Source organism: Stenotrophomonas sp. YJH_SMC_53 (genome assembly GCF_059369995.1).
The window spans coordinates 163,405-175,304 of sequence record NZ_JCAFTF010000005.1 but is presented as its reverse complement, the minus strand read 5'-3'; the positions used below and the strand labels follow the sequence as shown (position 1 = coordinate 175,304).

Genomic DNA, 11,900 nt, shown 5'->3' with positions numbered 1-11,900 from the left:
GGTGCTCCGGAAGGACCGTGCTGGAGAATGCCAGTAGCTGTAGCCACGTCTGGATCCTTTCGGCGTTCCCGCCCAATGCCCGCAGGCAGGAGACGGTCACCTCATGAGGAAACTCCAAATTCGCGACGTCCATCACATTAGATTGATGGTACGTGCGTCGTGGCACTGATCTTCATCGTTGGAAGATCAAGACGCAGTCAACGCCGCCCGTGGAACGGGCGACGTTGCGGCGGAACGCAGCAGGGACAGGCGCCCGGGCGGCCCTACTCGTACTGGATGGTGAAGGTGGCCTGGCCGTTCGCGACACCCGCACCCACCGTACCGGCCTGGGTCTGCACATAGCGCGCGCGCAGCGGCAGCGCCATGACGCTGGTCCCCGGCGCGGTGGTGCCGACGTTGATGGTCTGGCCGAAGCGCACTTCGCGCTCGGTGGTGCCAACGCGCTGGACCATCTGGATGCCGATGCGGGTGGCGCTGTTGCTGGCTGCGCTGAGCTTCAGCACACCCGGCATGTTCGAGCTGTCCTGGTCGGCATCGAGGCGGATGCCGATCTTGCTCTGGTAGGCGGCAACATTGCTGCCCTGGCAGTTCAGGCGGATCTCGAAATCACGATCGACCGCGCGCGAACCGACACCGGTGAAGGTGGTGTTGGGCACGCTGCCGAAGTCGACGGCGATGTTGCGGCTGCCGGCCTGCACTTCGCAGGTCGGGCTGACCACGGTGGTGCCCGAGCCCTTGAAGGTGGAGGTCAGCACCGGTCGGCCGGCGCCATCACCGTCGAAGTAATACGTGGTGAAGCGACCATTCGGTGCGATCACGCCCGAGCCTGTCTGTGCCGCAGTCTTGATCAGCTGGATGCGGAACGTGCCTCCGACCAGCGAGATGGTGCTGTTGCTGGCGAAGTTGATGGTGTGCGGATAGTAGGTCTGGATCGCGCCGGAGTCGCGGTACAGGCGGATGCCCACGCCCGCCACATCGGTTTCATAGACGTTCGAGAAGCCGGCTACCGGACGCTTCTGCGCGGCGTTGACGTACTCGCCGATGGAACGGCCACCGGACCAGTCGCAGCGTGCCACGCTGTTCTGCTGGTTGATCGGTTCGCTGATCTCCTTGATCACGCCACCGACCGGCGTGCTGGGCAGGATCACGATCTGGCCCATGTCCATGGTCACGTCCTGCGCGGTGAACCAGCTGGACTGGATGCGGCACGACGCGCTGGCCTGCTGTGCCAGCAGTGCGCCACCCAGCAGTACAAGGGCCGTCAGCGCCTTGCGGCCACGGGAAGAAATCATCGGCATGCTGCCTCCAGCGGGATGAAGCCGGTCTTGGACGCATCGGCGCCCGCCGGAACCTGGTAATCGATGGTGCAGCGCTGGTCGGCACCGGCGCCCCACTCCACCAGCAGGCGGCCCTGGTTCTTTTCACTGCGCACGTACAGGCGGCCGCCCTGGCTGACCATGCCGACCGGCTGGCCCTGCTCATCCTTGACCTGTGCACCGAACGGCATGCTGCGGCCATCCGGGTTGCGTACCTGGATCAGCAACGCGTTGCCCTTGCGGGTATCGAAGCGCAGGTAGCTGATGGCACCGGCGAACGGTGCGATCGACTGGCTGGTGCTTTCCAGCTCGACGTCGTGGGCCATGCCCTGCGGATCGAGGGTGACGGTGTTGAGGCGGTACGGCGACACGTACGGCACCACGGCGTAGCCGCGGCCATCGACGCGCAGGCCCGGGGCGTTGCTGACGATCGCATCGCGCGCGCCCGGTGCCTCGACCAGCACCATGGTGTCGCCACGCTGCGGGGTGAACGTGAAGCCGCCCGGATGCACCACCACGCTGCCGTTGGCACCGACGGAGGCCTGGCGGAAATCACGCGAGTGGCTGTAGGTGGCATTCAACGCGGAGTAGCGGCTGCGGTATTCGGCATTGCCGACCGCCGTGGTGCCACCCTCGCGGGAATCGGACAGGGCCACGCCGTAGCTGAAGTTGTTGTCGACGCCGGCCGAACCGGTGATGCCGACGCGGCTGTTGTCGTAGCCACCGCGGTCGCGCACGCCCAGATCGGCACTGAACGACACCGGGTGGGTACCACGGCCCAGCGGCACGCTCATCGACAGCAGGTACTGGGTGTCGGAACGGCCGAGCACGCCTTCTTCGGTGCGCAGCGCCGAGAAGCCGTAGTTCACCGAACGCCAGGCGTTGTTGTAGCCCACCTGGTACTGCTTGGAGGTGCCGGAGCGGTCATAGAAGTCACGCACCGAACCGGTCACGTACAGCGCACCGCCACGACGGCCCAGCGGCTGGTTCAAGGTCACCTGGAACTGGCTGCGCTGGCGACCACGGGTGGTCGGATCGATGCCGCGCTTGTCCGAGTCACGGCCATACAGCGCGTCCTGCAGGCTGTAGAAACCTTCGGTCGAGTAACGGTAGGCGGCCAGGGTCAGGTTGGTGCCGGTCTCGCCGATCATGTTGCTGTAGCTCAAGCGCACGCTGGCGCCGGTGTGGCTGCCGTAGTGGTCGAACGAGGTGCGTGCATGGGTGACGTCTGCCGCGAAGGCACCGACCCGCGTGGACAGGCCGACACCGTACAGCAGCGACAGGTAGCCATCGCTCAGCGCGCTGCCGCCGTACAGGGTCAGCTGGTTGCCGATGCCGCGCTGGTAGGTGCCCTGCACCAGCCAGGGTTCGTCGGCCAGCAGCTTGTTGCGCACCTGGCCGGCGGTCAGCGAGTAACGCGACACGCCTTCGCGCAGCATCTGCGGCACCGAGCCGAACGGCACCTTGAATTCGCGGCGGCGGCCATCGGCCTCGATCACGCTCACTTCCAGGTCGCCGCCGTAGCCGGTCGGGTACAGGTCATCGATGACGAAGTTGCCCGGCGAAACGGTGGAGGAGTAGATCAGCTGCTGGTTCTGGCGCACTTCGATGCGTGCGTTGGTCTCGGCGATGCCGCGCACCACCGGCGCGTAACCGCGCAGCGAATCGGGCAGCATGCGATCGTCGCTGGCCAGGCTGGCACCGCGGTAGCCGATCGAGTCGAACAGCTCGCCGGTGGTGTAGGCCTCACCGATGGTGAGCATGCCGCGCACCTGCGGGATGCCGCGCTGTGCGTAGGTGGCGATGCTCTGCCAATGGCGGCCGTCACCCTCGGACCAGGTCAGGTTGGAGTCGTGGCGGAACTGCCAGCCACCCAGGTTCAGGCCGGCATTGAGGCCGAGATAGGCACTGCGGTTGCGCTGGCCACCTTCGACACGGCTGTTGCTGTCGATGGCATTGAAGCTGTAGCCGACGAAACCGGCATTGATGCCGCGGTCCCACAGCGCCGGGTTGACGTAGCCGCGTGCCTCACGGCGCAGGAACACCTGCGGGATGCTGAGGTCGTAGCGCAGGTTGCCGCTGTCGTAGACACCATAGGCGTTGGCCATGCGCTGCTGCACCGGCACGCAGCTGGTCGTGTCGGTCGGCAGCGTCGGGTCCTGCTGCAGCAGCACGGCCTCGCTGTCCACGCCCATTTCTTCCAGCATCGGCAGCGGCAGGCAGGCGTCAACACGGCCCTGTGCATCGGCCTTGAACTGCAGGTCACGACGGCCCTGCCAGGCACCGTTGACGTAGACATCGACACGGTAACTGCCGGCCACCATCGGGTTGCCGTTGCTGAAGGCAGCCAGGTCGACCTGCTTGGCCTGGCCGGACAGGAAGCTGGAGTTGAACTGGGCCGATTCCGGTGCACGCGCGTTGGCCGCACCACTCTGCGCCATCAGCGCCTGTTCGCCGAGATTGGCCGGTGCAGCCAGCGCCCATCCTGGGCAGGCCGCGCCAACAACCAGCAGGCAAAGCGCCTGATGGATCGACAATGTCAATCTGTTTCCGATCACACTGACATTCCTTCAATTCGCCGCACGGCGGCGGTGGCGGGATGCGCAGGCCCTTGGCCGGCGCGGCGCGTTCAGCTCCCGGTGCTGTCGAGGCGGACGGTGTGCTCGACCCGGCCGCCGTAATCGTTGATGGTGATGAAGCGCACCTGGTTGGTGCCCGCCGGCGCGGCGAACTCCAGGCTCTGCTTCGGCGCGACCATCGCGCCCTTGTCCTCGACGGCCTTCTCGCTGCTGCCGGTCACGGCATGCACTTCGGCCAGAGTGACGTGGAAGGGGCTCGGGTTTTCCACCCGCAGGCGGTCGCCATTGCGGGTCCAGCGCAGCGCTGCCGGTGCGTCGTTGGCGACGCCCTTCAGGCCCTGCGGCCGGTAGAAAAGCTTCAGGCGCGAACGGAACGCAACCTGCAGGTAATTCTGGTCACCACTGTCGGCGTTGTCCGGCGACGGCGGTACGTCCAGCACATTGAGCCAGAACACCGTCTCGCGATCGGTCGGCAGCTGCGCGCCGGAGAAGATCAGGCGCAGCGCCTGGCTGCGGCCCGGCTCGACGCGCGCGATCGGCGGCGTCAGCACGAACGGAGCATCGCTGGTATCGGCGGTCTGGTTGGCGTCGCCACTGTCGATCCAGGCCTGGACCAGTGCGGGCGAGTCGCCCACGTTGTCGACCTGCACGGTGACTTCGCGTGCCTGTGCCGGGTAGATCACCCGCGTGCCATTGACCACCACGCCGGCCAGTGCGTTCTGGCAGAGGGGCAGCGTGAACGCTGCCAGCAGCAGCGCCCGGGGAAAGAGTGCTTTCATCGGAAGTACTACGCTCGAGGGGTGTGGCCAAGGGCCGCGGAGCACTGGCCGGCGCGTACGCCGGCCAATGCGGGTACGGCTACGATCAGTTGTAGATGATCGTGTACTTGACGCTGCTGGTGACGTCGCCCGGGGTGGCGGCGGCAGTGGCGTAGTACTCAGCGTAGTAGTTCAGGTCGGCCGAGCCGTCGGTGCCGACGGTGACCCACTGCGAGTTGGTCTGGGCCAGGCCAGCGCCAGCCGCCTTGATCGGCAGGAACTGGTTGTTCGAGCCCAGCAGCTGCAGCTGCACGTTGGTGGCAGCGTTGGCCGAGGCCTGGTTGACCAGGCGGCCGCTGTTGAAGTCGACGGTCGAACCCGGCTCGAAGTAGGTGGCGACGTTGCCGGCGCTGCACTTGGTCAGGTTGATGGCGAACGGGGTACGGCCCGCAACGGCACCGGCGGTAGCCAGGGTGTTCTTCGACACGGTCGGCAGGGTCACGGCGAAGTCCTTGCCGCCCGGGGTCGAGATGGTGCAGGTCTTGTCGGTCACCTTGCCATTGAAGGTGATGGTGCCGTCGGCGGCGTTGGCGGCCAGCGGAGCGGCGGCCAGCATCAGAGCGGCAATGAGGTTGATCTTGTGCATTCGCTTTTACCTAACCCTACTGAAGAGATGAGAAGTAGAGGAGGAAGCAAGGAGCACTGCCGGGCTAACAAGACCCATCCTTGCGTCTCACCTGTGGCCGGACTCGGACATACCTTCCCCTGAATCCGTGACGCAAGTATATGCACAAATGTGATGAAAGTCTCATTATTTTTCTGAACGCCAATTCATTGACGCTCTAAATGTGACGTGATAGGCGGAATCTGCGCCAGGGAGGCGTGAAAGATTTGACGACGGGGCCTCCAGATCGCGGCCGACCGTGGATGACGCGTTGAGAGGCGCGTTCGGCAGGCGCGGAAACAGGCTTTTTTCAAGCGGAAATCGCCTTATTTGATGCGCATCACTCTTTCTTGGTGATGGCCCTAGCAGATTCGGATTTGTCCTATTAAAGGCGGATCGAACCTGTCGCTAACTAGGACACACCGAACCAGAGAACGTGTCATGAGGAATTCCATTCTGCTGTGTGTGGCCCTGATGTCCGTCAGTGCGCTGGCCCAGGCCAGCAGCGGCAGCATCCGTTTCAGCGGCCGCATCGCCGAGCCGGGCTGCACGACGAACCTGTCCCAGGGTGAGCTGAGCCTGGCGGCCTGCCCGCCGTCGGCCAAGGGCTCGACGGTGGAAGTGACGGCACTGGCCGATGGCCAGGCCGCGACGCTGCGCGATGGCAAGCGCCAGGGCCAGAAGCTGTCGGTGTCGGCCAGCGCGATGCGCGCCGGCGATATCGCCTTCTCCGAGCGTTACAGCGTGCAGGCTTCGAAGCAGCAGCCGCTGCAGGGCGCCTACCTGGTGGTGGTCGACTACCTGTAAGCCGACGTATTTACGCCGGCGGCAGCTCGAAGACCTGGCGCAGGTAGGCCAGATAACCCGGGTCGTCGCACATGCTCTTGCCCGGCGAATCGCTGAGCTTGGCCACCGGCTGGCCGTTGCAGCGGACCATCTTGATGACGATGTTGAGCGGTGTCGGGCCCAGGTCATTGGTCAGGTGGGTGCCGACACCGAACGCGACCTGGCAGCGACCGCGGAAGTAGTCGTACAGGCGCATGACCTTGGCGATGTCGAGACCATCGCTGAACACCAGCACCTTGCTGCGCGGATCGACCCGGCGCTGCTGGAAGTGCGCCAGCATGCGGTCACCCCAGTCGAACGGATCGCCTGAGTCATGGCGCACACCGTCGAACAGCTTGCAGAAATACATGTCGAAGTCGCGCAGGAACGCGTCCAGGCCGACCACATCGGACAACGCGATGCCGAGGTCGCCGCGGTACTCGCGCGCCCAGGATTCCAGTGCCGCCACCTGCGAATCACGCAGGCGCGGGCCGAGCGCCTGGAACGCCTGCAGGTACTCGTGGGCCATGGTGCCGTGCGGGGTCATGCCGTACAGGCGCGCGAAGTGGACGTTGCTGGTGCCGACCAGCTGCGGGCCGAGCGCGTCGCGCAGCAGCGGCAGCAGCCGGGCATGCCAGTCACGCGAGTAGCGGCGACGGCTGCCATAGTCGGCGATGCGGCATTGTTCGAAGCCGGGGGTATCGCGCAGCAGCGCGGCCTTGGCCTGCAGGCGGCGCTCGCCTTCGGCGAAGTCGGCCGTGGTGGTGTTGCGGAACCAGACTTCGTTGATGATCGCCAGCAGCGGCACTTCAAACAGGATGGTGTGCAGCCACGGGCCGGTGATGTCCAGTTCGATCTCGCCGGGCACGGCCGTCGACGCACGCAGTTGGATGTACTTGCGGTCGAGGTGGAACAGGCCGAGGAAATCGGCGAAATCCGGCTTCACGAAGCGCAGGCCACGCATGTAGTCCAGCTCCGCGTCGCTGAAGCGCAGGCTGCACAGGTGGTCGATTTCTTCGTCGATCTGGTCGATGTAGCGGGCCAGGTCAATGCCGGGCGTACGGCACTTGAACCGGTACTGCACCTGGGCGCCGGGGTGCTGGTGCAGCACCGCCTGCATCATGGTGAACTTGTACAGGTCGGTGTCGAGCAGGGACTGGATGATAGGCATAGGGCGGATTATGCGCCCGGCGGCGTGAACCGTGGTCGCGCCCGCCTTCCGTAGAGCCGGGCCACGCCCGGCTGGATTGTTGTCTGAGCCGAGCGTGGGCCCGGCTCTACAACGACCTGCGCAGCAGGCGCGGCACCAGCATCGCCGCATGCGCCCAGATCGCGGCCCACACCGCAACGCGTACCGGCAGCGAGCGCTGCCTGGCCTCGAACTTCTGGAAGTAACGCCACAGCCCCCTGTGCTTGTGCCATTCCACGAAGAATGGCCGCGAACGGCTGGAGACGCCGCGCACATGGGTAACCTGCAGGTCGTTGGCGATCGCCACCACCGCGCCGGCCTCGCGTGCGCGGCGGCACAGATCCAGGTCCTCGGCATGCAGGCGGTAACCCGCATCCCAGCCACCGATGCGCTCGAACAGGGTACGCGGCATCATCAGCAGCGCACCGGACAACGCCGGCACCGGCTGCACGGCCTGGTGCGGATCGCGCGGAACCGCCAGCTTCGAACCCTTGCCCGGCGAGCGCAGCATCAGCAGGAAATCCGGATCGCGACGGCGCACCGCTTCATCGGCGTGGCCGTGCTCGTCCACCTGCTCCACGCCCAGCAGGCAATCGCCCAGCACCTCACCACGGCTGCGCAGTTCGGTCAGGGTGTCCGGCTCAATCATCAGGTCCGGGTTGATGAAGGCCAGCCAAGGGCTTTGCGAGTCGGTCACGCCCTGGTTGTTGGCGGCGGCAAAGCCGGGATTGTCCGGATTGCCGACGAAGCGCACGCGCGGGTCATGGCTGGCGTGCCGCTGCACGATGTCCAGCGTGCCATCCAGCGAACCATTGTCGATCACCCGGATCTCGGCGATGTCCTGCGCCTGGCGCAGGCGCGACAGGCAGGCATCGATGGTGCTGCCACTCTGGTAGGTGACGACGATGGCGGCAATGGCTGCATTCAAACGGGAGGCTCCGGCGCGGGCGGGACAAACAGGTCGCCCTGTTCCTTCGGCATTATCGCCTGCCGCATGCGCTGCTGCAGGTCGGCACGCAGACCGTGCAGTGGATCGTGCATCAGGAAATCGGCCAGCCGCGGCACCCAGGCCGGCCAGCGCGCGGCCAGGGCCTCCAGATCGCCATCGCGGCTGACCGCCTCTCCTGCCCGGCCGACGAACGCGGTCTCGCACAACACGTTGCGCCACCCCAGGCCCGCCATGCGCAGGCTCAGGTCGACCAGCGCGGCATTCCAGCCGGCATAGCTGTCCACGTCCAGGCCACCGGCACGGCGGCGAGCGTTGCCACGTACCAGCACCGCGTGGGTGACCGCCGATGGCAGCTCCGGGTGAAGCGTCGGCAACGTGGCGCAGGTATGCGCCAGCAAGGCCGGGTCACGGGGTTCGGGATTGATCTCGCCCAGCCGTGGCCACGCCGCGGTCTCGCCGGCATTGCACCAGGGGGTCGCGGTGGCGATGGCGGCATCGCGGGCGAAGGCATCCTGCAACTGCTGCAACCAACCGGGCGACGGCACGCTGTCCGGCGCCAGCACGGCCACGTCCAGGCCATCGCAGGCGCGCAGCATCTCGTCCAGATGGGCAACCTCGCCCAGTGGGCGCGCGCGCCGGGTGTACTCGGCCTGCAGCGGCGTATGCGCCAACCAGTGCTCGACCACGGCCTGCGCACGCGGCCCTGCCTGCGCGTCATCGGCCAGCCAGACCGCGGTGCCCGGCGCGGTGCCGGCATCCAGTGCGGCCAGGCAGCGGTCGAGCGCGGCATCGTCCACGCACAGCGGCAACAACACGATCGCCCCCATCCCGCCTCCGTGGTTGTCGGTGGCCACAGCGTAGCACCGGGAGGGTATCGGCCGGGTTGCACCCGGCGCCTGCAGCGGCCGGAGCCGAAGCAACAGCAGAAGCCGGCTATCCGTGGGATGGCGGGGTGGGTCCGGTTGCGGGGGACGCTGCAAGTACGTCCATGTAAGCTCGGTCGCCGCATCCATGCGGCTCACGCCCCCGCAACCGGACCCACCCCGCCTTCGACAGTTTTCCGCGATCTGCCTGCTCTTCTGTAGAGCCGAGCCATGCTCGGCTCAGATCTCACAGATTTCGAAATATTCGATTTCGATGGAGAGTCATCCACGCATGGCGTGGATCGTGTCGACCAAGGTCGACACCTACCAACAGCCGCGGGGATCTGTCAGACGGTGGGGCGGTGTGGGTTGGCAGGACCGTTGGCGCCATGGATGGCGCCATCGAGCCCCCAGGGACGGGTTTACGGCGTGTCCTGCCAACCCACACCGCCCCGCCACCCCTCAGTAAACCCGCTGTTGCCGTTGCTCCGGCTCTGGCTCTGGCTCCGGCCTCTGCGGGTGCCGGGCGCAGCCCGGCCGCAAACCCCTTACTTCTTCGCGCGCGGCTGGTTCAGCGGCTCCATCGCGCGGAAGCGCTTGCTGTACTCATCGGTCAGGTTGCGCGATTCCTGGCTGTTGCGGACGATGGTCGGGGTCAGCAGCACGATCACTTCCGAACGACGGCTGGTGCGGGTCTTCTGCCCGAACAACGCACCGACCACCGGGATCCTGCTCAGGCCCGGAATGCCGCTGCTGCCATCGGTGGCCGAGTCGGTGATCAGGCCCGCCAGCATGATGGTGTCGCCGCTCTGTACCGCCGCTTCGGTGGACAGCTTCTTGGTCGAGATGCGCGGGTTGCAGTTGCGCTCGTTCGGGTTGCAGGCGTCCGGCACGTCGGAGGCGCTGCTGACCTCCTGCACGATATCCAGGAACACAGTGCCATCGCGGGTCACGCGCGGGCGTACCTTGAGGATCACGCCCGTGTCGATGTACTGCACCGAGCTGTAGGTGCTGGTGCCCACGCCGGTGTTCACCGTGGTGGTGTTGATCGGCACCTTGTCGCCAACGTTGAGCGTGGCCTCGGCGTTGTTGCGCACGAACACCGACGGTGTCTGCAGCAGGCGCAGGTCGGTGACCTTGTCCAGCGCGCTGACCACGGCGGCCGCGTTGTGGCCGGTGAACGCCCAGCCCACGCCGTCGTTGCCGGTGACACCGCCGGCGAAGGTATTCCACGAACCGCCCGCTGCCGGCGGCAGGGTCAGGCCTGCCAGTGCGCCGGTCAGCGCGCGACCAGCCACGGCGTTGTCGAAGAACCAGTTCACGCCATACTTCAGGTCACCGGTCAGCGCGACTTCGGCCACCTGTGCCTCGATGTGCACCTGCAGCGGCATCACGTCCAGCTTTTCGATCACCTCGCGGATCGAGCGCCAGGCCTGCGGCGTCGAGCGAACCAGCAGGGTGTTGGTCTCCTCCACCGCCGACACGCCGACGCGGTCGCCCTCCACTTCCAGGCTGACACTGACGTTGCCGGGCTGGCGCTGCGGCAGGTTCAGGCTGCCGTTGCTGCTGCCACTGCCACTGCTCCCGCCCAGCGTCGAGCCGAGGGTGCTGCTGTTGTTGTCCATGCCACGATCGCCGTCACCGCCCAGCTGCGACGGGATGGCGCCCGGCGCCAGCGAGGCCGGGCTGGAGCCGCCGCGGTTGCCACTGCTGGCGAAGGCCTCGCTGAGGCGTTCGGCCAGGTCGCGTGCCTTGATGTAGCGCAGCTCGTAGGAGAACAGGCGGGCGCTGCCACCTGCGGTGTCGATGCGATCCAGCCACTGCTGGATCTGGTCCAGGTAGCGTACCTGCGGCGTGATCACCAGCACGGCGTTGGCGTTCTCCAGCGGCAGGAAACGGAACATGCCAGCACTGGGCGTCTTGCTCTCTTCGCCGAACACCTTTTCCAGGTCGGCCGCGACCTGCTCAGCCTTGCCCGACTGGATCGGGAACACGCCCACCGACATGCCCGACAACCAGTCGACGTCGAAGATCTCGACGGTGCGCAGGTAGTTTTCCAGTTCTGCGCGCGTACCACCGAGGGTGATCACGTTGCGGCCGCTGTCCACATTGACGATGGCGTTGGGACGCGCATACGGCTCCAGCACCTTCTTCATCTCGGTGGCGGAGATGAACTGCAGGGGGACCACGCGGACCTCGAAGCCGCGTGCGCTGGCCGCCGGCGCGGTGCTCGGCGCGACCGTGCCGGCCAGCGCCTGGTCGGCGGCGACGATGTTGTAGCGCCCACCGCTGTAGACCATGCGTGCGTTGTTCCAGCCCAGCACCATCTCCAGCAGGTTCAGCGCCTGCGCCGGCGAGACCGGCTTGGGCGTGGCCAGGGTGACCGTGCCCTGCACGCCCGGTGCGATCACGTAGTTCTGGCCAAGCATGTCACCAAGGATGGCCTTGACTACCGCATGCAGCGATTCGCCTTCGAAGTTGAAGGTGGCCTCGCCGGTGCTGGCGCCATGCAGCGCCGGTGCCGGTGCGCGCGCGGCCTCACGGTTGATCATGGTGCCGGTGCCGCGGCGGATCACCGCCTGCGGTGCGCCCTGGCTCTCGCGGGCGGCATCAGCGGCGACGTCGGCCGCTTGGCCGGCATCGGCGCTGGGCGACAGGTTGCCGTTGCGCTGCACGTGCGGCGCGGACACCGTACTGCAGCCGACCAGCAGCGCGAGGGCAAAGGACCAGGGAAGAAAACGCAGGTTCATGCATTCA

The 11,900-nt window shown here is 66.5% G+C and carries 9 protein-coding genes; 1 reads left to right on the top strand and 8 read right to left on the bottom strand.

The features are described 5' to 3' along the window. Positions 1 to 263 precede the first annotated feature (263 nt). From AC5P7X_RS09905 to AC5P7X_RS09890, 4 genes are all read right to left on the bottom strand, one after another. Positions 264 to 1,298: a fimbrial protein gene (locus AC5P7X_RS09905; protein ID WP_053498090.1), complete on the bottom strand. Its 1,035-nt coding sequence runs from the start codon at positions 1,296 to 1,298 to the stop codon at positions 264 to 266. Continuing rightward, on the bottom strand, positions 1,289 to 3,853 hold the full coding sequence (locus AC5P7X_RS09900; protein ID WP_005415240.1) for a fimbria/pilus outer membrane usher protein: 2,565 nt from the start codon (positions 3,851 to 3,853) through the stop codon (positions 1,289 to 1,291). Before AC5P7X_RS09900 ends, AC5P7X_RS09905 begins: the two co-directional genes overlap by 10 nt. Positions 3,854 to 3,945: 92 nt before the next feature. Further along, a complete protein-coding gene (locus AC5P7X_RS09895; RefSeq protein WP_005415239.1) occupies positions 3,946 to 4,674 on the bottom strand; it encodes a fimbrial biogenesis chaperone in 729 nt (242 codons plus the stop codon). 85 nt (positions 4,675 to 4,759) lie between these two features. Continuing rightward, positions 4,760 to 5,299, bottom strand: coding sequence for a fimbrial protein (locus tag AC5P7X_RS09890; protein WP_005415238.1), 540 nt, complete (start codon positions 5,297 to 5,299; stop codon positions 4,760 to 4,762). Between the two features lie 459 nt (positions 5,300 to 5,758). On the opposite strand from AC5P7X_RS09890, the gene AC5P7X_RS09885 reads away from it, so the two are divergent. Then, positions 5,759 to 6,124: a hypothetical protein gene (locus AC5P7X_RS09885; RefSeq protein WP_049414538.1), complete on the top strand. Its 366-nt coding sequence runs from the start codon at positions 5,759 to 5,761 to the stop codon at positions 6,122 to 6,124. A 10-nt stretch (positions 6,125 to 6,134) separates the two neighbouring features. On the opposite strand, the gene pncB is transcribed toward AC5P7X_RS09885, so the two are convergent. The 4 genes from pncB to gspD all read right to left on the bottom strand — a co-directional run bounded on the left by pncB (position 6,135) and on the right by gspD (position 11,893). Next, positions 6,135 to 7,313 carry a nicotinate phosphoribosyltransferase gene (gene pncB / locus AC5P7X_RS09880; protein ID WP_005415236.1) on the bottom strand — a complete coding sequence of 393 codons (1,179 nt, stop codon included), beginning with the start codon at positions 7,311 to 7,313 and terminating at the stop codon, positions 6,135 to 6,137. A 106-nt stretch (positions 7,314 to 7,419) separates the two neighbouring features. Then, on the bottom strand, positions 7,420 to 8,259 hold the full coding sequence (locus AC5P7X_RS09875) for a glycosyltransferase family 2 protein (RefSeq protein ID WP_495214768.1): 840 nt from the start codon (positions 8,257 to 8,259) through the stop codon (positions 7,420 to 7,422). After that, entirely contained in the window at positions 8,256 to 9,107 is an 852-nt protein-coding gene (locus AC5P7X_RS09870; protein WP_235642925.1) for a glycosyltransferase family 2 protein, read from the bottom strand. Before AC5P7X_RS09870 ends, AC5P7X_RS09875 begins: the two co-directional genes overlap by 4 nt. A gap of 584 nt (positions 9,108 to 9,691) precedes the next feature. Continuing rightward, the gene (gene gspD, locus AC5P7X_RS09865) at positions 9,692 to 11,893 is read right to left on the bottom strand and encodes a type II secretion system secretin GspD (protein ID WP_070489718.1); all 2,202 of its coding nucleotides are present in this window, start codon (positions 11,891 to 11,893) and stop codon (positions 9,692 to 9,694) included. Between the last annotated feature and the right edge of the window lie 7 nt (positions 11,894 to 11,900).